Annotated in this window: 17 protein-coding genes and 1 pseudogene; 9 read left to right on the top strand and 9 right to left on the bottom strand. The window is 71.4% G+C overall.

Annotation, left to right across the window (positions count from 1 at the left end; genetic code table 11):
- Positions 1-94 precede the first annotated feature (94 nt).
- Entirely contained in the window at positions 95-283 is a 189-nt protein-coding gene (locus AB0761_RS05910) for a hypothetical protein (protein WP_377267897.1), read from the top strand.
- A 116-nt stretch (positions 284-399) separates the two neighbouring features.
- Here the strand turns inward: AB0761_RS05910 and AB0761_RS05905 are convergent, their stop codons facing one another.
- Positions 400-1,527: a DUF3103 family protein gene (locus tag AB0761_RS05905; RefSeq protein ID WP_377267896.1), complete on the bottom strand. Its 1,128-nt coding sequence runs from the start codon at positions 1,525-1,527 to the stop codon at positions 400-402.
- A gap of 513 nt (positions 1,528-2,040) precedes the next feature.
- Between AB0761_RS05905 and AB0761_RS05900 the strand changes: the two genes are divergently transcribed.
- Positions 2,041-4,521, top strand: a complete 2,481-nt coding sequence (locus tag AB0761_RS05900) for a SpoIIE family protein phosphatase (RefSeq protein ID WP_377267895.1) — start codon at positions 2,041-2,043, stop codon at positions 4,519-4,521.
- 259 nt (positions 4,522-4,780) lie between these two features.
- Here the strand turns inward: AB0761_RS05900 and AB0761_RS05895 are convergent, their stop codons facing one another.
- Positions 4,781-6,991, bottom strand: a complete 2,211-nt coding sequence (locus AB0761_RS05895) for a phosphocholine-specific phospholipase C (RefSeq protein WP_377267894.1) — start codon at positions 6,989-6,991, stop codon at positions 4,781-4,783.
- A 964-nt stretch (positions 6,992-7,955) separates the two neighbouring features.
- Here AB0761_RS05895 and AB0761_RS05890 point away from each other — a divergent pair.
- Together AB0761_RS05890 and AB0761_RS05885 are read left to right on the top strand one after the other, a co-directional pair.
- A complete protein-coding gene (locus AB0761_RS05890; protein WP_377267893.1) occupies positions 7,956-9,470 on the top strand; it encodes a glycoside hydrolase family 43 protein in 1,515 nt (504 codons plus the stop codon).
- Positions 9,471-9,838: 368 nt separating this feature from the next.
- Positions 9,839-10,903: a LacI family DNA-binding transcriptional regulator gene (locus tag AB0761_RS05885; RefSeq protein WP_377267892.1), complete on the top strand. Its 1,065-nt coding sequence runs from the start codon at positions 9,839-9,841 to the stop codon at positions 10,901-10,903.
- 73 nt (positions 10,904-10,976) lie between these two features.
- Here the strand turns inward: AB0761_RS05885 and AB0761_RS05880 are convergent, their stop codons facing one another.
- Positions 10,977-12,470, bottom strand: coding sequence for a PucR family transcriptional regulator ligand-binding domain-containing protein (locus tag AB0761_RS05880; RefSeq protein ID WP_377267891.1), 1,494 nt, complete (start codon positions 12,468-12,470; stop codon positions 10,977-10,979).
- Between the two features lie 136 nt (positions 12,471-12,606).
- Between AB0761_RS05880 and speB the strand changes: the two genes are divergently transcribed.
- The 3 genes and pseudogenes from speB to AB0761_RS05865 all read left to right on the top strand — a co-directional run bounded on the left by speB (position 12,607) and on the right by AB0761_RS05865 (position 15,142).
- Entirely contained in the window at positions 12,607-13,557 is a 951-nt protein-coding gene (gene speB / locus AB0761_RS05875) for an agmatinase (protein ID WP_377267890.1), read from the top strand.
- 77 nt (positions 13,558-13,634) lie between these two features.
- Positions 13,635-14,708 (top strand): annotated as a pseudogene (locus tag AB0761_RS05870) (purine-cytosine permease family protein); the annotation flags it as partial.
- Between the two features lie 32 nt (positions 14,709-14,740).
- A complete protein-coding gene (locus AB0761_RS05865) occupies positions 14,741-15,142 on the top strand; it encodes a cytosine permease (protein WP_377267889.1) in 402 nt (133 codons plus the stop codon).
- 52 nt (positions 15,143-15,194) lie between these two features.
- Here AB0761_RS05865 and AB0761_RS05860 read toward each other — a convergent pair whose 3' ends face one another.
- The gene (locus AB0761_RS05860) at positions 15,195-15,638 is read right to left on the bottom strand and encodes a hypothetical protein (RefSeq protein WP_377267888.1); all 444 of its coding nucleotides are present in this window, start codon (positions 15,636-15,638) and stop codon (positions 15,195-15,197) included.
- A 347-nt stretch (positions 15,639-15,985) separates the two neighbouring features.
- Between AB0761_RS05860 and AB0761_RS05855 the strand changes: the two genes are divergently transcribed.
- Positions 15,986-16,642 carry a DUF1707 domain-containing protein gene (locus AB0761_RS05855; protein ID WP_377267887.1) on the top strand — a complete coding sequence of 219 codons (657 nt, stop codon included), beginning with the start codon at positions 15,986-15,988 and terminating at the stop codon, positions 16,640-16,642.
- A gap of 310 nt (positions 16,643-16,952) precedes the next feature.
- On the opposite strand, the gene sigJ is transcribed toward AB0761_RS05855, so the two are convergent.
- Positions 16,953-17,891, bottom strand: coding sequence for an RNA polymerase sigma factor SigJ (gene sigJ / locus AB0761_RS05850; RefSeq protein WP_377267886.1), 939 nt, complete (start codon positions 17,889-17,891; stop codon positions 16,953-16,955).
- Between the two features lie 158 nt (positions 17,892-18,049).
- Here sigJ and AB0761_RS05845 point away from each other — a divergent pair, with 158 nt between their 5' ends.
- Positions 18,050-18,679 (top strand): LUD domain-containing protein, encoded by a 630-nt coding sequence (locus AB0761_RS05845; RefSeq protein WP_377267885.1) that lies wholly within the window; start codon positions 18,050-18,052, stop codon positions 18,677-18,679.
- A 129-nt stretch (positions 18,680-18,808) separates the two neighbouring features.
- On the opposite strand, the gene AB0761_RS05840 is transcribed toward AB0761_RS05845, so the two are convergent.
- The 4 genes from AB0761_RS05840 to AB0761_RS05825 form a co-directional block, all read right to left on the bottom strand.
- Positions 18,809-20,017: an MFS transporter gene (locus AB0761_RS05840; protein ID WP_377267884.1), complete on the bottom strand. Its 1,209-nt coding sequence runs from the start codon at positions 20,015-20,017 to the stop codon at positions 18,809-18,811.
- A gap of 284 nt (positions 20,018-20,301) precedes the next feature.
- Positions 20,302-21,510 (bottom strand): FG-GAP-like repeat-containing protein, encoded by a 1,209-nt coding sequence (locus tag AB0761_RS05835; RefSeq protein ID WP_377267883.1) that lies wholly within the window; start codon positions 21,508-21,510, stop codon positions 20,302-20,304.
- Positions 21,511-21,610: 100 nt separating this feature from the next.
- Entirely contained in the window at positions 21,611-23,029 is a 1,419-nt protein-coding gene (locus AB0761_RS05830) for an MFS transporter (protein WP_377267882.1), read from the bottom strand.
- Complete coding sequence (locus tag AB0761_RS05825; RefSeq protein WP_377267881.1) at positions 23,022-23,468, bottom strand: MarR family winged helix-turn-helix transcriptional regulator; 447 nt, start codon at positions 23,466-23,468, stop codon at positions 23,022-23,024. The genes AB0761_RS05830 and AB0761_RS05825 overlap by 8 nt, the downstream gene beginning before the upstream one ends.
- Between the last annotated feature and the right edge of the window lie 69 nt (positions 23,469-23,537).

Raw genomic sequence — 23,537 nt, 5'->3', positions numbered from 1 at the left:
GCGGTGCCGGTGCCGGCTCGATCTGGTTCTGCTGCACGGTCCGGCCACGGCCGAGGCGTTCCTGACGGAATATCAGAAGACGGCCGGGGAGGAGGTGCCCGGCAGGGCGCTGTGGGACCTGTTCGCCCCCATCAGCTCCCACCGTTCCGTGGAGACCTGGCTGCCGAACCACCACGATCTCGGCCACACCGACATCACCGCCGCCGAGCTCCGTCGACGCCACACCGACTGGGGTCCGGAACGCCTCGCGCGCCATCGGGTGGAACAGGACACACCGCGCTGATCGGCTCTTCGGCTGCGGTGGGCCCTCCGCGCCGTGCGCCGCCGAGGCCGGGACCCCGGCGGCGCTTCTGCGCTCATCCGCCCGGGGGCGGATGTGGATCAGAGTGCGCGGCTCTGTCAGAACTGCTGCACGAAGTACGGCTCGACCGTCATCCAGCCATTGCCCGAGGCGCCGTTCAGACGGCCGGTGCTGCCCTGGGCGAGGGTGTACCAGGACTCCACATAGTCCGGGTCGTCGGTCCACCAGGAGGTGGGCATGGCGTTGAGCACCGCGTTCACCAGGGGGATGTAGGTGCCCTGGTCGGCGATGGTGAGCAGCGCCGTGGTGAGGGCCTGGGCGAGCGACAGGTAGTTGGTGTCGCCGTCGTCCTCCATCATCACCACGTCGGCGAGGTTGTACTTGTAGTTCGACCAGTTCACCAGGATCTGGTTCGGGTAGTACACCGTGTTGTCGTTGTTGAGGTAGGGCATGTCGACGGAGTCGACACGGGCCTTGCCGTCCAGCCCGAAGCCCGTCACCAGCGAGAACATCTCGGCGTCGCCCTTGAACCAGGGCTCCTGGTCGTCGTACACCTCGACGGCGTCGACCTTGGTGGCCCACCAGCCGGCGGCGTCCATCGTGGTCGCCGCGGGAGTGGAGAGACCGTGCTCCGCGAACGCCTTGTGGAGGATGGCCATGCCGGCCGCGACGGCTCGGGACTCGTCGATGTCCACCACATAGACCGGCCGGTTGGGAACGCTGCGCGTGTCCAGCTTGTGGGCACGGCCGCGGCTGTCATAGGCGGTGAGCGTCGTGCTGTCGTCGCTGGCGCCCGCCGAGGCCACCAGGGGCTCCGATTCCGCGGTCAGCGCGGTGCGCATCGAGTCGGCGCCGAGCCGGAGACGCAGCAGGGAGCCGACCTTGGCATCCAGGCCCTTGGCGGCCGCGATGCGCCGGTCGGCGCTCTGGAGCCGGGAGTGGAGTGCCTTGCCCGAGGCGGTGGTCGCTCGCCCGGACAGCGCCTGCAGGTCCACCTCGTGGGAGGAGAGGGCAGCCGAGCGCACCTGGGCCCGCAGGGCCGGGTCGGTGAGCGCGACAGCGATGGCGCGCGCTGTCTGGTCCTCGATGCGGCTGACCGCTGAGGGGGCGGGCGCTGCACCGTGGTGCGCCGGGGCTGCGGCCGCGGCTGTGCCTGCGGTGGTGAAGGTGATCGCTGAGAGGATGGCGGCGACCAGGGTTGTGGGTCGCAGGGGCCTCTTGCTCAAGAGAGTCTCCTCATGGTGCGCGCGCACAGCGGAGAGCCGGGTGAGGCTTTCCGGTGGCCGTGCGGTGCCGGGGTTGGTGTGTTCATGATGGAGCCCTATCGGTCTATGCGGGTAGACCTCTGACGGTGAACTTTTGACGACGCACCAGATGCTGCGGCGCGCACGCCCCGACTGCCGCCCAGCGGCAGCGTCGCGCCGTCACGGAACGGCCCGCCCGGCCCGCCGGAGGCGCCCGTCGACCTGCACGGCAACGCCGTGGGGACGCTCACTGGGGGCCGGCCGTTCCGGCGGCTGAGCCGGCCGAGCGAATTCCGGCTTCACGAGCCGGGAACCGGGCTGTCGGGCCCACGCCGGGAGCAACCGCGGAGCGGGGCCCCGGCAGACCCGGCGGGCGGTGTGCCGTCTCCCCGGCCGGTCACCGGTCCGGAGCTGCCGGCGCCGCCTTGGACGCGGCGCCCCCTTGGATGCGGCGGCTGAATGGTGCTCGGCAGTGGATGAGTGTGACATATGGGTATGGATGCCGTCCTGATCCCCGGCGCCGGCGACCCCCCGGAGCCGCGCGGCGACGCCTTCGCCCTGGTGGACGCCGAGGGCCTGGTGGTGAGCTGGAGCGCCGGTGCGCAGCGGCTGCTCGGCTACGCCGCGCAGGAGGTGCAGGGGCGCAGGGCAGCCGGCCTGCTGTGGTCCGAGACCGGCGCGGAGCAGCTGGCGGAGCGCTTTCTGACCGGCCCGTCGGGTCTGCTGGGCCCGGCGCGTCTGCGCAGCCGGGACGGCGACGAGGTGGCGGCGGTGCTGTGGCTGCACCAACTGGGCCCGGTGGCCGGTGAGGGCCAGTGGCTGATCCAGGCAGCCGAGGCCGCCGACGTCCAGGAGGCGGACCTGCGCCTCGCCCTGCTGCGCGGTCTGTTCACCGAGTCGCCCCTCATCATCGACGTCTTCGACGCCGAACTGCGCCTGCTGGCGCAGAACACGTCGCAGTGCCGGGTCCCGGGGTTCGGGCAGGAGGCCGCCGGCCGCACGCTGCGGGAGGCGGTACCGCCGGGCCTGATGGACATCGAAGCGGTGGAGAGACGGCAGCGGAAGGTCCTGGCCACCGGCAGGGCACTGATCGGCACGCAGGTGCACGGCCGTGATCCGCTGAACCCGGACCTTGAGGCCGCCTGGTCGGAGACCATCCTGCCGCTGCGCGGCGGCAGCGGCCGGACCGTGGGGCTGGCGCACATGGTGGCCGACATCACCGCGGAGGCACGTGCACGCGGACGGCTGGCGATGGTCAATGACGCCGGCATCGCCATCGGCAGCCTGCTCGATGTGCAGCACACCGCGCAGGAACTCACCGACTTCGCCGTGCCCCGGTTCGCGGACTGCGCCTACGTCGATCTCCTGGATCCGGTGCGCAGCGGTGCCGAGCCGGCCCCGGGCACGTCGGCTCCGCCGGTGGTGCTGCGCCGTGCCGCGGTGTCCATGGCGGCCCGGGGAGGGGAGAGCGCGACAGTCGCCCCGGGGCAGATCGATCAGCTGGCCTCACGGCCCGACTCCCCCGCCGCAAGGGCGCTCGCCGACCGTCGTCCGGTGCTGCTCAGCGGAGACGCCCTGTACGACGAGTACCCCGCCACCGGGGAGCGGGGGGAGGCGCTGCGCCGCTCCGGCGTCCATTCCCTGTTGCTGGTGCCCATGCACGCCCGCGGGACCGCGCTGGGGACCGTCGTCTTCGCCCGCTTCCATCCCACCCGCCTTTTCGAGGCCGACGATGTGCTGCTGGCCCAGGAGTTCGTGGCCCGCGCCGCCGCGTGCATCGACAACGCGGCCCGCTACACCGCGGAGCGGACCACCGCCCAGTCGCTGCAGCGCAGCCTGCTGCCGTCGTACCTGCCCGAACTCGCCACGGTGGAGGCCGCCGCGCGCTATGTGCCGGCCCCCGGCTCCACACTGCTCGGCGGCGCCTGGTTCGATGTGATCCCGCTCGCGGGCGCCCGTGTCGCCCTTGCCGCGGGGGACACCGGCAAGCAGGGACTGCAGGCCGCGGTCTCCATGGGCAGGCTGCGCACGGCCGTCCGCACCCTGGCCGACCTGGACATGCCTCCCGAGGAACTGCTCAGCCATCTGGCCGATCTGGTCAAGCGGGCCGCGGTCTACCGCGGCGACACACCGACGAAGGCCACCTGCGTCTACGCCGTCTTCGACCCGCTCTCACGGCGGTGCACGGTCGCCGGTGCGGGCCATCCGATGCCGGCTCTGGTCAGGGCTTCGGGCGAGGTGGAGTTCCCCGACCTTCCCCCCGGACCCGACCTGGACCTCCAGGGCCCGCCGTACGAGTCCTGTGAGCTGACCCTGTCCGACGGCGACCGGCTGGTGCTCTGCACCGCCGGCCTGCTGTCGCCCGGCAGTGAGGACGCCGGCGCCGACGGCACCGGGCAGGCCGTGCACCGGCTGCGCGAGGCACTCTCCCACCCCGGGACCGCCGCCCAGCCGCCCACCCCGGACCGCGGGTCCGACCAGGACCCGAAGCAGGAACTCGAAGCGGCCTGCGATGCGCTGCTGCACCGGCTGCACTCTCCCGACCGGACGGGCGACGCGGCACTGCTGGTCGCCCGGCTCCGCGGGCTGCGGGCGGACCACCACGCCACCTGGAAGGTGGCAGCCGACCCCGAGGCCGTGGGCCGGGCCCGCTCACTGGTGGGCCGCAAACTCTCCGAGTGGCATCTGGAGGAGCAGGAGTTCACCACACAGCTACTGGTCAGCGAGCTGCTCACCAACGCTGTCCGCTACGGCGAACCGCCGATCCGCCTGCGGCTGATCCGTGACCGCAACCTGATCTGCGAGGTCTCCGACGGGAGCAGCACCTCACCCCTGGTGCGGCGGGCCCTGGAGACCGACGAGGGCGGGCGGGGCCTGTACATGGTCACCCAGCTGGCCGGATTCTGGGGCACCCGGTACCACGCCCGGGGCAAGTCCGTCTGGGCCGAGCAGCCGCTGCTCCCGCTGCCGCCGTGAGCCGGGGCGCAGGGATGAGTCGTCCCGCGGAGAGCTGTCAGGCAGCCCGTCGGCCTCCCGTACGCGGTGGGCCGTGGGCATGGCGGGCACCACCCCGCGCCCGCAAGGAGCCGCGCCGCAGGAAGGCCCGGCCGGGCCCCGGGGGACCGGCCGTTCCGGCCGCGTTCCGCCTGGATCCGGGAAGGCCCCGCCCGCCGGCCGGACCGCGATGTGCGCGCTCCGGGCCGGCGGGAAGGGCAGGCCGTCGGTGTGGGCCGGGTCAGCCGGTGATGCTGGCCCTGCCGGTCTCCAGGTGGCCGGTGAACCGCTGCGACCAGGCGTCGTCGCAGTCGGCCGTGACGGTCACGTCGTACCAGCCGTCGCTGACCTCGAGCGGGTTGACCACCCACGCCTCCTTGCTGTGCGGCGCGACCCGCACCGTGTGCGGGGCGCCGGAGATGTAGTGGTTGTGCCGGACGGTGAAGGTGACGGGCTTGCGGCTGTCGTTGCGCAGCCACAGCTTGAGCTTCGGGTGCGCGGTCGACCTGCCGTCGTAGTAGCCGGCCTCGACGACGAGGTCGCTGCCGGCGGTGGCGGTGTCGCCGATGAACCGGCGCAGGAACCGGTTGGGTCCCGTGACGGTCAGGTCGTAGGCGGTGTCACCGGCGGTGTCACCGGCGGTGTCACCGGCGGTGTCACCGGCGGAGGAGCCGACGGGGCCGGTGCCCGTGGCCGTCTTCCCGGCGGCGACGGTGTACTGGCCCGGGAACCTGGCCGGGTACTCCGCCAGCGTCGGGAAGCCGCCCAGGTTGTTGTAGACGGCGAAGTGGCTCGCCTTGGTGGCGAACGGGGCCTTGTTGCTGAACTCCAGCTTCACCGCACCGTCGGCGAACCCGGTGAGGTTGGCGTTGGGCTGGTACGGCAGCGGGCGGGCCGGCCTGGTGCCCTTCTCCTGGGTCGGCATGGTGTTGTCGCCCGGCAGCGGGGTGTAGCGGGTCTCCGGGACGAGGTCGCCGGTGCCCGGCAGGTGGGGCAGCCCGTAGACCGGAGAGGTGAAGTCGAAGGCGCCGGTGAGGTCACCGCAGACGTTGCGGCGCCAGGTGCTGATGTTGGGGCAGATGGCCGGCGTACCGAGCGCGGTGGTCCACTTCTCCATGAACTGGATGACCGAGGTGTGGTCGGAGACCTCGGAGGTCACCCAACCGCCGCGGGTCCAGGGCGAGATGAGCAGCAGCGGCACACGGAAGCCGAGGCCGACCGGGAGGGGCTCGGTGACGCCGTACTGGCTCATGGTGCCGGAGACGAACTCGTCGGCCTCGCCCGGCGCGGGCGCGGGCGGCGGGACGTGGTCGAACTGGCCGTCGTTCTCGTCGTAGTTGATGACCACCAGGGTCGAGTTGAAGACATCCGGGTCCGCGTTGAGGGCCTCCAGGACGCCGCGGAGGAAGTACGCGCCGTTGCTGGGTGCGGTGACCGGGTGTTCGGAGAAGAACTGGTTGTTGACGACCCAGCTGACCTGCGGGAGTGTGCCGCCCACCACATCGGCGCGGATCGCGGCGTTGATGTTGTCTGCGTTGCCCGCGAGTCCGGTGGCCGGCTCGGCGACGTTCTGCACGCCGTTGTCGTAGTAGACGTTGCCGGGAGCGGCCGTGCCGCCCTGGGTGGGGTCGAGCTTGGCGAAGGTGTCGAAGTACTCCAGGCCGTTGTCGCCGTAGTCGTCGGCGCACTGGTAGACCCGGAAGCTGACGCCCGCCTTGTGGAGCGTCTCGGCGTAGGACTCCCAGGGCAGGAACTTGCCGCGCTCGTCGCCCCCGTCGTTGGCGGTGAAGCTGCCGTGCTTCTTGTCGGCGTTGATCGTGCCGCCCCACAGGAAGGTGCGGTTGGGACCGGTCGCGCTGAGCACGGAGCAGTGGTAGGCGTCGCCCACCGTGTAGGTGTCCGCGAGGGCGTAGTGGAAGGGCAGGTCCTTGCGGTCCAGGTAGCCGAGGGTGGTCGGGCCGCCCTTGGCGTAGTACCAGCCGTTCATCAGGCCGCCGTACCAGGCGCCGTGCTGGTCGGTCCAGCCGTGGCTGGTGCCACCGTAGTTCGCGGCGCCGAGCTCGGCACTCGGCGGGGTGGCGCCGCTCCAGGACTTCGCCCCGCTCAGCCGCCACGGGTACTGGGTCTCGGCCCCTTCCGTCGGCGTCTTCGGCTGCTCCCAGACGGACTTCCCTCCCGGCAGCTCGATCGTCGAACGGTCACCGAACCCGCGCACGCCCTTGAGCGCGCCGAAGTAGTGGTCGAAGCTGCGGTTCTCCTGCATGATCACAACAACGTGCTTGATGTCGCGGATGTCGCCGTGAGGGTGGCTGTGCGGGTGACCGTGCGGGTGGTCCTGCTCATGGCCGGAGGTCGCGGCGGCGCTCACGCCGGGCAGTGCGGCACTCATGGCGGCCGCACTGGCGACGGTCGCGGCGGTGCCGAGGAAGTTTCGGCGGGACAGTGCAGACATGGCTCAAAACCTTCGCGTCAGGGGTATCCCCGCCGACACTGGTTCCGCCGTCTTGCCCGCAGGTGTCAGAAAGCGGAAATGGAAATTACCGGTCGGCGAGAAGCTGTGCTGTCCTGTCGGGGACCCTTCAACACCGGTGCGCCCGGCGCCCGTTGACCGTGTGTGATTCCATGCCGGCCGGCCTCCGCCGTGCAGGGGGAGAGGTCGTGCGGGCCCGGGCCGTGCGAACGGCCCCGGCCTCATCGACTCGCGACGGACGGCCGAACGCGACCGGGGGCCCAGCGCTGGAACGGCCTACCGGGGCGAGATGACGGTCGTGGGGCCGTTGACCCGTGCAGGAGGCGTCGCTAGCCTTCCCTTCAGAAACTATCGGGCAGAGTCAAAGAAAGTTGCCATCGACTTCTGTCGATAGTTGCCAAGCACTTTCGGGCGCACGGTCGGCGAGGCATCAGTGGGACGTCCAGGGGGGCACCTGTGGGCTCCGTGCCGGAAACCACCCCAGGCCATCCCTGAAAGGTGCCGATGCAAAGCCCGGTCCGCACACGCTGCCCCCGCCTGCTCGTGCTGGGTGCGGCAGTACTGCTCGCCGCCGCAGGTGCGATCGCGACTGACACACCGCCCGCAGTCGCCGTCACCTCCGCGTCCGTGTCGATCGACGTCGGACAGCCGTCGGCGACGATCTCCGCCACCGGCGTCGGCATGAACGTCGCGGTGTACGACGGCAACATGAACCACCCCGACACCCCCGGGCTGCCCGGCGCAGCCGGTGTCGCAACCGTGCGCCCACCCCGGCACCGCGCGCCTCCCCGGCACCGCGCGCCGCGGCGGCTCCGCCCCGTAACCCGTCACTTCGCTCGTCCCTTAAGAGCGTCGCCCGCGGCGGCGTGAACCGTCCACCCAAGCGCCGCACGGACCGTGCCCACCGAAGTTCCAACAGAAACACCTGCTGAAAGGACCCGACGAGGTGCCCGACGAGAACGCAACGCCGCCGACCGCCAACCCGGTGATCCCCGGGTTCCACCCGGACCCCAGCGTCTGCCGCGTCGGCGAGGACTACTACCTCGCCTGCTCCAGCTTTGAATACTTCCCCGGCATCCCCCTGTTCCACAGCCGGGACCTGGTGAACTGGACGCAGATCGGCAACGTCCTGGACCGGCCCGGCCAGCTCCGGCTGCCCCGCGACACCCCCTCCTCCGGAGGCCTCTACGCGCCCACCCTGCGCCACCACGACGGACGGTTCTGGCTGATCGTCACCAACGTCGCCCCCGGCGAGGGCAACCTGGTGGTCAGCGCGACCGACCCCGCCGGCCCCTGGTCCGACCCGGTCCGCCTCCCTGGCGTCCCCGGTATCGACCCCGACCTGGCCTGGGACGAGGAGGGCAACTGCTGGTGCACCGTCGCCGGAGTCGCCCAGGTCCGCATCGACCCGAGCACGGGCGAGACCTTCGGCGAGCCGCAGCCGGTGTGGTCCGGCACCCCGGGCGCCGCCGCCCCCGAGGCCCCGCACCTCTACCGGATCGGCGACCACTGGTACCTGTTGATCGCCGAGGGCGGCACCGAGCGCGGCCATGGCGTCTCCATCGCCCGCGGCTCCTCGCCCAACGGCCCCTTCGAGCCCTGCCCGTCCAACCCGATCCTGACCCACCGCAGCACCACCCGGCCCATCCAGAACACCGGCCACGCCGATCTCGTCCAGGCCGCGGACGGCTCCTGGTGGATGGTGCTGCTGGGCGTCCGCCCGCAGGGCGGCACCCCCGGGTGGCACATCCTGGGCCGGGAGACCTTCCTGGCTCCCGTCTCCTGGGTCGACGGCTGGCCGGTCGTCGGTGAGCTCAACCCCGAACTCCCGGCGATGCCCTGGCCCGTGCTGCCGGCTGCCCCGCCCGTGGAGCGCGACGACTTCGACTCGATCGAGCTGCATCCGTCCTGGATCTCGCTGCACGACCGCCCGGCCGAGCACTGCACGACCAAGGAGCGGTCCGGCTGGCTGACCCTGCGAGCCCGCGGCGCATCCCTGGACGAACCCGACGTCGTCTTTCTGGGAAGGCGCCAGCAGCACCTCGCCTTTGAGGCGCGGGCCCTGATCGACCCGGCCGAGGGCACCGGCGGCCTGGCGGTCCGTCTGGACGAGCGGCACCACTACGCCATCGAGGCCACGTCCGAGGGCACGGCCCGGGTTGTCGCCCGCATCGGGTCGCTGCGTTCCATCGCGGGGGAGCTGCCGCTGCCTGCGGGTCCCGTGGTGCTCACCGTGCGCACCGGGCAGGCGCCCGAGCCCCATGACGCGCGCACCGGCCCCGACTCCCTGGTCTTCGGCGTCGAGACGTCCGACGGGACGACGTCGGAGGTCGCCTCGCTGGACGGCCGCTACCTTTCGACCGAGGTCGCCGGAGGCTTCACCGGCCGGGTCGTCGGTCTGTACGCCGCCGACGGCGCGGTGCACGTCGACTGGTTCGACTACCTGCCCGGCCACCGCTGACGAGGACGTCCGTCCTGCAACCTCCGACACCCGCCGCGGTTCGCACGCGCTGCGAGCCGCGGCGGGGACCCCCCACCCGACCGCCGGCCGACGAGGGCTACCGCAAGCAGCAGTCCCACGCGGACCGGGAGATCCAGCCTCCTCGGCGCGGAGTGTTCGCCGTGTCCGTATGCGTCGGCCTCGCGCCGCCGCGCCCCTCCGGTCGCGAAACACCAACGCTTCGGACCGGTGCGGAGAGACCTGCGCGACCGTTGCTCCGCAGGCCTGGAGTGCCACAATGACCTCGGCAGTAACGACACCACACATCGCCGGCCATCCCCTCCGCTGACTCGGATGCGGTCGTCCGGCGGCAACCAGGGAAGGCGACCGTGGCGGACAGCGGGTCGGACGTGTCGACGGAGCACACGCAGGGCTCATCCGACGAGCCGCGGGGGCCGGTCACCATCGCGTACATCGCCGAGACGGCGGGAGTGTCGATCCCCACCGTCTCCAAGGTGCTCAACGGCCGGACCGGCGTCTCCAGCGAGACCCGCGCCCGGGTCGAGGAACTGATCAACCGGTACGGCTACAAGAAGCCGCCCGGCAGCCGCAACAACACCGTGGAGCTGGTCTTCCGCGAGCTGAAGAGCCTGTGGGCCGTCGAGATCATCCGCGGTGTCGAGCGAGTGGCCAGCAAGAACCGGGTGGGCGTGATGGTCTCGGAGTTCGGGCTCCACGACGCACCCAGCCGGACCGTGGACGACATGGTGGGCCGCCGCCCGCACTGCGTGCTGTCGGTGGCCCAGCTGTCCGACGAGGAGCGCGAGCAACTCAGGGACAAGGGCATCCCCTTCGTGGTCTTCGATCCGACCGAGGAGCCCCCCGACGATGTGCCCTTCGTCGGCGCCACCAACTGGCGCGGCGGCCAGTCCGCCGCACGGCACCTGATCGAACTGGGGCACCGCCGTATCGCCATGATCGGCGGCCCGCAGGACGTGTCCTGCTTCCGCGCACGGCAGTCGGGCTACACCTCCGCCATGGAGGCGGCAGGCCTGCCCGTCGACCCCGGCCGGGTGGTCAGCGCTCCGCTCACCAGGGAAGGCGGCTGCGAGGCCGCGCGCGAGCTGCTGATGCAGAGCGACCGGCCCACCGCCGTCTTCACCTCGAACGACCTGCAGGCACTGGGCGTCTACCAGGCCGCCCGCGAGTTGGGGCTCACGATCCCCGACGACCTGAGCGTCGTGGGCTTCGACGACCTGCCGGTCGTGGCGTGGGTGGAGCCGCCGCTGACCACGGTCCACCAGCCGCTGACGGAGATGGCGGCGGCAGCCACCGAACTCGCCCTCTCTCTCGGCCGCGGCGAGCGGCCCGCACAGATCGGCGTGGAGATCGCCACCACGCTCACCGTCCGCAGCAGCACTGCCGCGCCCGCGAAGAAGCAGAAGAAGCTCTGAGCCCGGGGCCGTCGGGCCCCTTCCCGGCGATCGGTCGGTGCACCGCTGCCACCCGAGGCGTGCCCCTCGGGCGTCAGCCCGGCTCGGTGCGCGGCTCCCGCCAGCTCAGCGCCAGCCACAGTTCGGTGCGGGTGTCCAGGTCGTCCAGGTCCACGTCGAGGACCGAGGCGATCCGGAGCAGCCGTGCCGTGACGGTGTGGCGGTGCACGCCCAGCGCGGCGGCGGCCCGGTCGACGACACCGTGGCACTTCAGCCAGGCCGTGAGCGTGGACACCAGGGTCTCGCTGGTGCCGATCGGAAGCCGATCGAGCGGGGCCAGCCGCTCGGCGGCGAAGCCGTGTGCCGCTTCCTCACCGATGACGTCACGCAGTGGGCCTCGGGCCAGTTCGGGGAACCACACACCGGCGGTGCCCTGCCGTTGGGTGGCCGCGGTCAGGGCGGCGGCGGCCTCCTGGAGCTGCCGGTCCAGCTCGCCGATACGGCCGGGGCCGCTCGCCCCGACGGCCGCCTGCCGCTCGGTCAGCCAGCGGACCGTCCCTTCGGCGTCCTCGTCGGGGACGACGGCGGCGAGGGCGCCTCCTGCGGGTGCGTGGAGGACGATTCCCGGAGCACGGGCGGCCAGGTCCTCGATGCGGGCGTCCGTGCCACGGGCTGCCAGGAGCAGAACCCTCCACTGGTCATGGCGATCACGTCGGACGGTGTGCGGTCCGAGCGCGGTCCGGGCTGCCGGGCCGGCGTGCAGGACGGCGGCCAAGGCCAGGCTCCTCAGGTGGGCGTCTGCTTCCCGCGCTTCGCCAGTGCCCTGGTTCACCATCGTCAGCACCGAGGCGGCAGTGGAGACCAGAGCGCTGTCGTGCACGGTGTACGGCGTGGTCCGGCCGGTGAGCAGGGTGCCCATCGGCGTGCCAGGGGTTCCCAGGGACTGGCCGAGGACCTCCTCGCCGTCCGCAGCGAAACCGAACGTGCCGAAGCGCCTGCGCCGGACCTGCGCGGCGAGGCCGCGCCGCGCCGCCTGGTCGAGGACGGACGGGGAGGATGCCGCAGTGAGCCTGCCGGTCGGATCCAGCAGGGCGGCCCAGCCGTCCAGTGCCTCCGCCAGTCTGCGCAGCACCGCGTCCACCGCCCCCGGGCGGCCGACGGCGCGGACCATGGCGCTCTGGTGCTGCTCCAGGCGGACGACGGCGTCATACACCTCGTGGGCCCATGCCTCCGCGACGGCCTTGGTGACCGCGATCAACGGAGTGTCGGCCGGGATCCGGAACAGCGGCAGACCGAGTGCGCGGCAGGCGGAGACGAGTTCGGCGGGCACCTCGTCCCACACCGGGGCGATCCCGAAGCCCAGCGCGGCCACACCGCCGTCGGCGAGTCGGCGCGCGTAGCCGGCGAAGTCGTCGAACGGCGGCACAAGAGCGAGCCCGGTGGTGAGCAGCAGCTCATGCGCCTCCAGGAAGGGCAGCGGGTCGAGGAGCTCCGTCGGATGGATCCACCGCACCGGCTCGTCCGCCCGCGGGCCGTCGACGAGCAGCGGCAGGCCCAGCGAGGCAACCAGGTCCCGGGTTGTGAGCATGGCGGGCGCCTCCATCAGGCGGCTGGACACAGTGTCGATCCGGAGAGCTTACGGAGGCCACTTGTGCGATCGACGATGCGGGGGCGGGTCCGTAGATTCCAGGCCCTCAGCCCCGGCCAGAGGAGTGTCCTGACGTATGGAGCAGCAGCCGGTGGGACCGGTTTCCGGACTTGAGGTGCCCCGCTACGCGGGCCCCGCCACATTCGCCCGCCTCCCGCGGATCGACCAGGTGAGCCGCTGGGATGTCGCCGTCGTCGGTGTCCCGATCGACTCGGGCGTCAGCTACCGGCCGGGCGCACGGTTCGGCCCCGCGCACATCCGCCAGGCCTCCCGGCTGCTGCGCCCCTACAACCCGGCAGGGGATGTGTACCCGTTCGCGGCGCAGCAGGTCGTCGACGCCGGGGACATCGCCTGCAACCCCTTCGATCTGGCCGAGGCGGTCCACCAGGTGCAGGCAGGCGCCCGCGAGCTGGTCGGGGACGGGCAGCGACTGCTGACCCTCGGTGGGGACCATACGATCGCTCTGCCGCTGCTGCGGGTCATGGCCGAGCGGCACGGCCCGGTGGCGGTGGTGCACTTCGATGCCCACCTCGACACCTGGGACACCTACTTCGGGGCTTCGGTCACCCACGGCACGCCGTTCAGGCGGGCGTCCGAGGAGGGGGTGATCGATCGGAGCGCCTGTATGCACGTCGGGCTGCGCGGGTCCCTGTACGACCGGTCGGACCTGCGGGACGACGCCCGGCTGGGCTTCCTGCCGGTTCACGCGAGGGAGTTCCAGCGCCGGTCGGTCGACGACGTGGCCGCGCAGATCCGTGAGCGCGTCGGCGACCGTCCGTGCTATGTCTCGATCGACATCGACGTCCTCGACCCTGCGCACGCCCCGGGCACCGGAACTCCGGAAGCCGGCGGCCTGACCAGCCGGGAGCTGCTCGAAGTCCTCCGCGGGCTGGACGGTATGCGTCTGGTGGGGGCTGACATCGTCGAGGTGGCACCCGCCTACGACCATGCGGAGCTCACCGGGATCGCCGCCTCGCACCTGGCCTACGACATCCTCAGCCTCTTCGCCACCTCCAAGGCCGACTGACGGCCTGACAGGCCGTCAGTGCGTCGCGGGAGGCCGACGTCTGCCGCAGGACCGGCGCAGGCCCACCGCGCAACCCCATGCCTGCAATCCCCGCAGGCAGCCGCCCCCCGGACAGCACCGCCGAGCGACACGGACTCCTCGTCTGCGAGGTGAAGGGAAACGACATGGCCGTATCCGACGACCGCAGCCTGCACATCGAACTGCACTCCATCGACCGCATCCCCGACAGCGAACGCCACGGCACACCGCGGGGGCTGTTCGCCGTCTGGTTCGGAGCAAACGTCCAGCTCACCACCCTGATCACCGGGGCACTCGCGGTCTCCCTCGGGCTGACCTGGCCCTGGGCCCTGCTCGCCATCGTGGCGGGGAACCTCTTCGGTGCGGTCTTCATGGCCCTGCACTCCGCGCAGGGCCCCAGGCTCGGCGTCCCGCAGATGATCCAGAGCCGGGCGCAGTTCGGCTTCTACGGGGCGATCCTGCCCATCCTCCTGGTGATCCTGATGTACATCGGATTCTTCGCCAGCAGTGATGTCCTGGCCGGTGAAGCGCTGTCGGCCGCGGTCTCCGTGAACCCCGACGTCGCCATCCTGGCGGTCTCCCTCGTCTGCGTCGTCGTCACTGTCGTCGGCTACCGGCTCATCCATACCCTCGAGCGTGCCAGCAGCGTCCTGAGCGGCATCGCGTTCGTCTACCTCACCGTGCTCGTGCTGGCCAAGGGCGATCTCGGCTCCCTGTGGCACACCGGCCCGTTCCACGGCGGTCCCTTCCTGCTGATGCTTGCCATCGCCGCGACCTGGCAGATCGCCTATGCGCCCTACGTCGCCGACTACTCGCGGTACCTGCCCGAGCAGACCTCGACCGCGGCCTGCTTCTGGTGGACCTATGGCGGCTCGGTCGCCTCCTCCGTATGGATGATGGCGCTGGGCGCGCTCGCCGGGACTCTCGCGCCCCAGGCCCTGGACGAGGGACTCACCAGCCACCTGGTCGGGCTCGTCCCCGCGGCGGTGCTGTGGCCCGTCACAGGGGCTCTGGTGCTCGGCATCATCGCCGTCAACGTCCTCAACCTCTACGGTGCATTCATGTCGTTCACCACCACGGCGACAGCCATTCGTCCCTTCCGGGTGACCCGTGCCGTACGCACGGCCGCGGTGTCTGCGGTCGGCGGGTCGGCACCGGTCTGGCCGTGGCCGGAAGAACCAGTTTCATCAGCAGCTACACCGACTTCATCCTCTTCCTCACCTACTTCCTGGTCCCATGGACGGCGATCAACCTCGTGGACTTCTACGTCGTCCGCCGCGAGCGCTACGACATCGCCGCGCTGTTCCGCGCCGACGGGGCCTACGGGGCGATCGTGCTGCGGACCATGGCCACCTACCTTGCCGGTGTCGCCATCGAGGTGCCCTTCATGAGCACCTCCTTCTACACAGGTCCCCTGGTGGAGCCGCTCGGAGGCGCGGACATCTCCTGGATCCTCGGTCTGCTCACCTCAGCAGTCCTCTACTACCTGGCGATGAGGCCGCACCGCTTCGGCGCCCCCGTCGTCGAGGCGCCCGTGGAGCTGCTCACGACGCTGGACGATTCCTGATCCTGCGCTCAGCCGTTCAGGCCGGGCCGTCGTCCGGGACCGTCGGCGACCGTCAGCCGGGTGCCGGGTGCCGGGTGACGGTCGGCGGCCCGACGGTCACCGCGACCGAGCGACGGCGGAGCCCGGCGGCCGCGAACTCCATCTCGACCAGCGTGCCCGTCAGGCCGGTCGTCCTCAGCTCGTGGGCCATGGCCCGGGCCTCTGCCGGCGAGTGGCCGTACATCTCCCGCAGGGCGTGCAGGACAGGGACAAGGCTCGGCTCGAGCCCTGCAAGGTGCAGCAGGGCAGGGCCGTGCTCTGTCAGCAGCGCCTGGCGGATCTCCTCAGGAGTCGTTCCACCGCTGTCCTGCTCGCACCACGCGGTGGGACAGGCCCGGCAGCTGCCTTCGATGCCCCACCACACCTTCCCGCAGTGGATGAACTGGCTGATGTCGCGGGTCAGCTCACCGCCGCAGTCGTTGCATTGCGTCGTGATCTCAACGCCTTGAGTGATCATCGGACTCCCCGCGTTCGGTCCTCGGCCTCCGGATCTTCCTCCCTCTGACCGCCGGCCGCGATTCCTCGCAGAATTGTCGAGCTCGGGTGGCGGTCGGGCGGGTGGTGCGGGCCCCGCAGTGCCGGTTGCCGTCGAATTGACGTAGCGTCAGGGAGGCAACGCTGGTGGGCTGTGTTGCCCCGTCCGGGCCGCGCACCATGATGGCTGCCCTGTGTCGTGAAGCGCCACCGACCATCGCCTCGCCCTGAGGGGGCTTGGCCGCGATCCATGTCGCGATATAGCGTAACCTTCCAGTTGCGCCGCTGCCTGCGTCGCGCGGAGACGTTCGACAGGACCAGGACGGAAGCATGTCGGGAGAGATCTCGCCCACCGGGAAGCGCTCCGGCGCCGGCTCGTCGCCCGAGCTGCGGGCCTCTCATGCGGACCGGGACCGGGTGGCGGAAGTGCTGCGTGTCGCGGCGGGGGACGGTCGGCTGACCTCGGATGAGCTGGACGAGCGTCTTGAGGCCGCCCTGTCGGCGCGGACCGTGAGCGAACTGGCCGCGCTCACCGCTGACCTGCCGCCCGTATCGGCCATGGGTGGCACGGCTGTTGCAGAGGTCAAGGACGTAGTCCGGATCGCACAGGTGCACAGCGGCGCGATCGAGCGCGTGGGGCGCTGGGTGGTGCCGCGGAGGCTGGAGCTTGCGATCACGTACTGCGAGGTGACGCTCGACTTCACCGACGCCGTGATCACGCACGACACCTTGCGGATCGACGTGGCCATGATGGGGAAGACCCTCACGCTGGTCACGAGGCCGGGCATCGTGGTCGACACCGACGGTCTGCAGCTGGTGCACAGCAGGGTCAAGTACCGTCACACTCCGGCGAGTCCCGGTACGCCGGTCGCTCTGCGGATTGAGTTGACCGGTCACAAGGCCCACGGCCGCGTGGTGGTGCGGCCGGCGCGGCGGACGTTGGGGCAGTGGCTGCTGCGCAGGCCCAGGTCCCTCTCCGCACGGTGAACCGCCCGGGGGGCGGTCGCTGAGGCCTCCTTCCGATGCCGGGCCCGGACCTTCGCGACCTGCGGAGAGCGAGGCGGCGCAGCTCCGTCTGCGCGCGTTCGACGAGCTCTCGGGCTGTCTGATCGGAGAATGCGAGGTGACGGCCGATCCGGCGGTATGACCGTTCGGGTCGGCCGTCCAGGCCGTAGCGCGTTACCAGCGCCTCGGCCTGCCGCAGGTCCGTACGAGCCGGGGCAACGCGCACGGAAGGCAGTGAGGTCCCCTGGCCCTGACGCGCTTTCGAGGTCGGTGAAGGCGTACCCCGTGCGCCTCAGCCCCTCGCCCAGCGACGGAGTTTCTCGGGGTTGCGCACGACCCAGATGTGCTTGATCCTGTCGCCCGCGACGTCGAATGCGAACACTGTCACGGTGACGCCGTCCTGCTGAGCCACCAGACCGGGCTGACCGTTGACCGTGCGCTCCAGGATTGCCATGTCGTCCTGCCTCCGGCGGGCGATTTCCACCCAGGCATGGGCGATCTGCTCGCCGCCTTCGATGGGGTCCAGGAAGGTCAAGGCGAGTCCGCCGCCGTCGGCGATCGCGGTGGCGTCGGGGTCGAGCAGACCGATGAGGGCGTCGATGTCCTGGGCCTCCCACGCCCGCTTGAAGTCCCTGACGACACCGGCGCGTTGGGCTGCCGGAGTCACGGAGGGCCGCGAGTTCCGGATGCGGCGGCGGGCCGAGGAGGCCAGCTGGCGGCAGGCCGCGGGGGTGCGACCGACGATCTCGGCCACTTCGGCGAAGGAGTGGCAGAAGACATCGTGGAGGACGAACGCGACGCGTTCGGCCGGGGTCATCGATTCGAGCACGACCAGGAAGGCCAGGCTGACCGACTCGTCCAGGGTGACCCGGTCGGCCGGGTCGACGGTGGCACCGCCCGGCCGCCCGGGGCTCCACTCCGCACGTTCGGGCAGCGGTTCGGGGATCCATTCGCCCACGTAGGTCTCCCGCCGGACCCGGGCGGAGCCGAGCAGATTGAGACAGATACGGCTGGCGACCGTCGTCAGCCAGGCGCCGGGGGATTCGATGGCGTCCTGCTGCTGCGGCGACATGGCGTACCAGCGGGCATAGGTCTCCTGGACGGCATCCTCGGCCTCGGCCAGGGACCCCAGGAGCCGGTAGGCGACATTCATCAGCTGACGCCGCTCGCTCATGATCGCGTCGAGGCCGGGATCGGGCCGGCCGGGTCCTGGACCGGATCGGGTGGTCATGGTGCCGACGGCTCCCTTCGTCGCAGCTGCCCTCACCCCTTCGACAGGACAGCGCACCGGAATGTGAGGCCGGCGGCTCGCCTCACATTCCGAGGGCCTGTGCTGTCGAACTGCCGAGACCAGCACACCGTCCAGCGGACAGGAAACCCGGAGACATCATGACTACCCCGATGCCGGCAACACCGTACGCCGACCCGGCGCCCGCGCAGCGCCTGGAGCGGGCGGCCGCTGCGCTGACCGCACACGGTTTCACCGTGGAGGTCCTGGACGACGCCGCCGCCGCGCGCACCCGCATCAAGGACCTGATACCGGAGGGCGCGAGCGTGTTCACCGGGGCCAGCGAGACCCTCCGCCTGTCCGGCATAGATGAGGACATCAACACCGGCGGACGCTACCAGGCCATCAAGCCACGCGCCCTGGCCATGGACCGCGTCACCGGCGCCAACGACATCCGGCGGCTGCTCGCCAGCCCCGACGTCATCGTCGGCAGCGTCGCGGCGCTCACCGAGACCGGCTCCCTCGTGGTCGCCTCGGGCAGCGGAAGCCAGTTGCCCGGCTACGCAGGCGGTGCCGCCCGCGCGATCTGGGTCGTGGGGGCGCAGAAGGTGGTGCCCGACCTGGACACCGCGCTGCAGCGGGTCGAGGACCACTGCCTGCCACTGGAAAGTGCCCGCACCCGGGAGGCCTACGGATGGTCCAGCGCCGTGAACCGCGTGCTCATCCTCAACGCGGAACACCTCCCGGGACGCGGCACCGTGCTGCTGCTCCGAGAAGCCATCGGCTTCTGAACGAGCAGGAGTCGTCCGGGCGCGCTGCATCTGGAGGTACGCGCTCCAGCGGCCGGCGGCGCGCTGCTCGGCGCGCTGTTCGGCGAGCTGTTCAACCGGCCCGGGGTTCCGCGCGAAGCCTCGGACGGATCAGCCGGACGGGGATGAGGCGCGCCCGGAGGCCGCCGGGCGCTCCGCGAGGAGGAGGGCGAGGCCCACGGCGGTGAGGACCGCACCGGTGAGGGCGACGCTCCGGGGACCGTGGGCCTCCAGGAGACGCCCCCCGAGAAAGGAGCCGGCCGCGATGCCGGCGTTGAAGGCGGCGGAGCCGGTCGCGGAAGCGACATCGACGCTGCCGGGGGCGATCTGCATGATCCGGTTCTGCAGCGCGGTGATCACGGCGGACAGCGACAGTCCCAGCAGGGCGACCGCCGTCACCACCGCCGTCCGGTGGGTTCCAAGGGCCGCGAGGATTGCGAGGGCGGCGGTCAGCAGTGCCACGGCGCCGGTCATGGCGGCGCGGGGACGGCGGTCGGACAGGGCTCCGGCCAGACCGGTGCCCGCCAGGCCCGCCAGGCCGCTGAGCAGCAGCACGGCGCTGACGGTGTGTGAGGACAGACCTGCGACGCGAGTGAGGAAGACGGTGACGTAGGTGTAGAGGGCGAAGACACCCGCGACCACGAGCACGGTGACCGCCATCAGCAGGGTGAAGCGCGCACGGCTGGGATGGGGGGCGGTGGACGCCGGGTTCTGCACGGCGGGGCCGGCGGGCAGCAGGATTGCGACGACGGCACCCGCGACAAGGCCCAGCCCGCTGAGGACCAGGAAGGGGACGCGCCAGCCGGCCTGCTGTCCCAGCCACGTCCCGGCCGGGACGCCGACCACGCCGGCCAGCGACGTGCCGATGAACAGCGCGCCCACGACCTTGGCCCGCACCGATTCCGGGAACATGCCTGCGGCGGTCACCGCGATCACCGACAGAAACACCGCATGGGTCAGCGCGACCAGGGTCTGTCCGGCCAGCAGAACGGCGTAGCGGGGGGCGAGTGCGCAGAGCAGCGTGGCCGCTGTGAAGAGCCCCAGCAGGACGGTGAGCAGGCTGCGGCGGGGGATGTGCCGGGTCGCCTGGGTGAGCGGTACCGCCGTGACGGTGACCACCAGCCCGTAGCCGGTCACCAGCAGCCCGGCTGACGAGAGCGACACCCCCAGCCCGTGGGCGATCTGCGGCAGCAGCCCGACGGGCAGGCTCTGCACGGTGCCGTAGCCGAAGAGCGCGACGGCCAGGGCCACCACCGCCACCACCGCGCGGCCCCGGGTGATCTGTCCGGGCGCCGGCGGCGCGGTCACCTGCACAGCCATGACAGACCCCCCGATGGCTCGCGACCGCCCGGGTCCCTCCCGAGCGGCCTGGGAACGCCGAGCAGAACAACACGCGAAATGTGTCGTTGTCAATCTCGAAATATTTCGACCAGTTGGGCAAGGCTGGGCCGGAGCGCCGACGGGCCGGCACGCGGACGGGCCGGCACGCGGACGGGCCGGCACGCGGACGGGCCGGCACGCGGACGGGCAGGAACGCCAAGGGGACGGAACGCCGACGGGCCGGCACGCCGGGTGCGGCGGGCCGGCCCGGATCGGAGGGCGGGTCAGAAGGCCTTTTCGCGCGCGTCCCAGTCGTAGTCGGTCCAGTACGGGGAGCCCAGCCGTCCGGCGCCGTTGCCCGGGTAGAGGTCGAGGGTCCAGCCCCTGCCGTACAGGTCGTTCTTCCCGTCGCCGTCCGCGTCGCCCACCGCGAGCAGACCGTTGAACCTCTGCCAGCCCTTGCCGAGCTGGATGCGCTTGCCGAAGGTGCCGTTGCCCTTGCCCGGGTAGAGCCAGAGGGCACCGGAGGTGTCGCGGGTGACCAGGTCGTTCTTCCGGTCGCCGGTGAGGTCCCCGGGGCCGGTCATGGCGTTCATCGCGTTCCAGCCGGTGGCGAGCTTCTTGCCGCCGGCGAAGGTGCCGTTGCCCTTGCCGGGGTTGAGCCACAGGCCCCCGGACTTGTCGGCGGAGATCAGGTCGCCCTTGCCGTCTCCGGTGACGTCACCGACCAGCGTGGTCAGCCGCATGCCGCCCCAGCCGGCGGTGAGCTTCTTGCGGGCGCCGAAGAAGCCGGTGCCCTTGCCCGGGTAGAGCCAGAGCGCTCCGGCAGGGTCACGGGCGATCAGGTCCTCCCGGCCGTCACCGGTGAGGTCGCCGTGCCGGGTGATCTCGGACATCGAGTTCCAGCCGGAGGCGAGCAGGGTGCCCGTACCGTCGCCGCGCAGGTACCAGAGCCGTCCGGACACGGACCGGAACAGCAGGTCGGCGTGGCCGTCGCGGTTGAGGTCGCCGAAGGACTGCGCGGGACGGTGGACGCCCGCCCCGGCGCTCGGCGACTCCCACGGCATGTACTCCTTGCCGTTGAGGCACTGGTGGCCCGTCTGGCCGAGCCGGAAGGAGCTGAGGTTCTTGGACAGGTGGCTGTTGGCGTCGTGGTACGCCGCCAGGTCCATGTCGAACGGCGTGCCGCTCATCTCCAGGCGCACGTCGTGCACCGGGTCGACGTACTGGTAGTTGCTCCTGGTCCAGAGGCAGGCCTTCTGGTACCCGGTGCGGTTGGACACCGACGCCGCCAGGTTGTCCCACGACCCGAGCGTGGCCTGGCTGCCGGTGTACGCGGCCATGGAGCCGGTGCCGTTGGCCCCGGAGAAGAGGCAGAAGCGGCCCTTCGGGCAGCGGTCGTACCCCGTCGCCGCAGCGGCGGCCGGCTGGACCGCCACCGCCGAAAGTCCCAGCACGGTCGCCGCGACGGCGACGGCCGCACGTACGGACATCCTCACTGTGTCATCCCCCCTGGGATCGGCGCGCACGGCCACTGCGGCCGTGCGCCGCAGCTGAAACCTTAGAGCGCGCGGCGACGCGGCATCACAGCACCTATGCCGTGCGCGCGGGTTCGGCAGGGGCGGCCGAACGGCGTCGCAGGCTTCGGTCGAAGACCGTGATGAGGAGGTAGAGGACTCCGGCGCCGAGCATGACCCAGGCGAGATGGTGCATACCGGCGGTGTCGGCGCGTTCCCCGAACGACGCGGCGGTGGCGGAGGACGCGACCATCGAGCCCAGATAGCCGAAGGTCCGCAGCAGGCCGGCGGAGGAACCGATGCGCTCGGGCTCGGCCTGGAAGTACACGGAGTTCTGCAGGGCCAGGCTGTTGGAGCCCTGCGGAATGCCGAAGACCACGGCAACGAGGGGCAGCATCCACAGCGGGCCTGCTGCGGTGAGGGTCAGCATCAGTGCGCAGGCGGCGATCTGGCCGAGGGCGCCGAGTACGAGCTTTCCGAGGATCCCGCCGTGCCGGCCGACGGTGACGGAGACGGCGATCCCCACGAGGAACATCGGGATCTGCACCAGTCCGGCGTGGAAGGGCGACAGTCCGTAGCCCTCCTCCGTCCACTGGGTGAATCCGTAGAGGAAGGCATAGGAGACGACATAGGCCACCAGCGCCCGCCCATAGGTGGCCAGCAGTGGCGCGTTGCCGCCGAGCACCCTGAGGTCGATGAACGGTGTCTCCGCGTGCAGCTCCCGCACGGTGAAGCCGGCTCCGGCGGCGACGGCGATAACCGGCAGGTACCAGCTGCCCGCGTGCAGGTTCATCAGGAACAGCAGCAGCGAGAACAGCATGGCCGCGAACAGACCCATGCCCGGCAGGTCGAGCTGTGCAGTCGGCCTGCCGCGGGCCGCCGCGCCGGTGCTCGGCTGCTTGGGCAGCCGCAGCGCGCCGAGGGCGACCGCCGTCGCGGAAAGGGGGATGTTGAGCGCCAGGGTGGAACGCCACCCACCCAGCCCGATCAGCAGGCCGCCCAGCAGGGGACCGACCACGGCGATGGTCTGGTTGGCGACCGCCAGAGCGGTGAGCACACCCGCGGGACTGTCGTGGCCGGTCCGCTTGGCCTCGCTGCGCAGCAGCGCCATGGCTGCGGGGTAGCCGGCGCACGTACCGAAGCCGAGGAGGACCCGTGCTGCGACCAGGACCCCGAAGTCGGGGGCCAGGGTGCCGACGATGCCGGCGACGCCGACGAGGCTGGTGCTGAGGAGGAAGAGGCGGCGGGGGCCGAAGATGTCGATCAGCCGGCCGACTATCGGCTGCCCGAGGGCGGTGGCCAGATAGAGGGCCGAGACCAGCCAGGCGGTCTGCGACGGCGGTGCCCCGAACGCGTTCCCGATGGGGACGAGCGCGACCGCGATGATGGTGGAGTTGATCGGGTTGAGGACCGAACCCAGCATCATCGGGGGGACGAGTCGGCGGTCGAATGCCTTCCTGGTGTCGCTGCGTGCGGCGGTCGTCTGGTCAGTCATGGACGAGTCGCTCCAGTACGGCCATGGCTGCAATCACGGTCTGCCGTTCTTCTTCGGTGCACTTCTTCTGCAGTTCGGCGGCGAGCCATTCGCCGCGGGCCTGCCTGGCCTCCTCGGCCCGCCGGCGTCCCTCGGCGGTGAGCGCGATCAGCAGGCGGCGACCGTCGCCGGGGTCGCGGCGCCGTTCGACCAGTCCCAGGTCGGCGAGGGGGGCGACGGTGGTCGCCATCGACTGGTGCCGGATGCCCTCGGCGGCGGCGAGATCGCTGGTCGTCAGCCCCTGGTTGCCCGTGAGGCGGGCGAGTACCGATGCCTGGGTGAAGCTGATGCCCTCCGTGCCTGCGGCGGCGCGGATGCGGCGCCGCAGACGCCCGACGACGGCCCGGACCTCCTGCGAGGCGCGCACGGCGGAGGGCGACGGCCCATGGTCCTCACTCATGGTCGCCACTCTAGAATCGTCAATTCAGACTGTCCAGTTTACCTGTGCAGGTAAACTGGATGATCGGCG

This window comes from Peterkaempfera podocarpi (assembly GCF_042466665.1).
In the GTDB taxonomy this organism is placed as follows: Bacteria; Actinomycetota; Actinomycetes; order Streptomycetales; family Streptomycetaceae; genus Peterkaempfera; species Peterkaempfera podocarpi.
The sequence above is the reverse complement of the archived record's forward strand: the minus strand, read 5'-3'. Positions and strand labels throughout refer to the sequence as shown.

Coding starts and splice junctions, on each gene's coding strand:
- AB0761_RS05900 (WP_377267895.1), top strand. CDS start 2,041: ATGGATGCCGTCCTGATCCCCGGCGCCGGCGACCCCCCGGAGCCGCGC.
- AB0761_RS05895 (WP_377267894.1), bottom strand. CDS start 6,991: ATGTCTGCACTGTCCCGCCGAAACTTCCTCGGCACCGCCGCGACCGTC.
- AB0761_RS05880 (WP_377267891.1), bottom strand. CDS start 12,470: ATGCTCACAACCCGGGACCTGGTTGCCTCGCTGGGCCTGCCGCTGCTC.
- speB (WP_377267890.1), top strand. CDS start 12,607: ATGGAGCAGCAGCCGGTGGGACCGGTTTCCGGACTTGAGGTGCCCCGC.
- AB0761_RS05860 (WP_377267888.1), bottom strand. CDS start 15,638: ATGATCACTCAAGGCGTTGAGATCACGACGCAATGCAACGACTGCGGC.
- AB0761_RS05855 (WP_377267887.1), top strand. CDS start 15,986: ATGTCGGGAGAGATCTCGCCCACCGGGAAGCGCTCCGGCGCCGGCTCG.
- sigJ (WP_377267886.1), bottom strand. CDS start 17,891: ATGACCACCCGATCCGGTCCAGGACCCGGCCGGCCCGATCCCGGCCTC.
- AB0761_RS05845 (WP_377267885.1), top strand. CDS start 18,050: ATGACTACCCCGATGCCGGCAACACCGTACGCCGACCCGGCGCCCGCG.
- AB0761_RS05840 (WP_377267884.1), bottom strand. CDS start 20,017: ATGGCTGTGCAGGTGACCGCGCCGCCGGCGCCCGGACAGATCACCCGG.
- AB0761_RS05835 (WP_377267883.1), bottom strand. CDS start 21,510: ATGTCCGTACGTGCGGCCGTCGCCGTCGCGGCGACCGTGCTGGGACTT.
- AB0761_RS05830 (WP_377267882.1), bottom strand. CDS start 23,029: ATGACTGACCAGACGACCGCCGCACGCAGCGACACCAGGAAGGCATTC.
- AB0761_RS05825 (WP_377267881.1), bottom strand. CDS start 23,468: ATGAGTGAGGACCATGGGCCGTCGCCCTCCGCCGTGCGCGCCTCGCAG.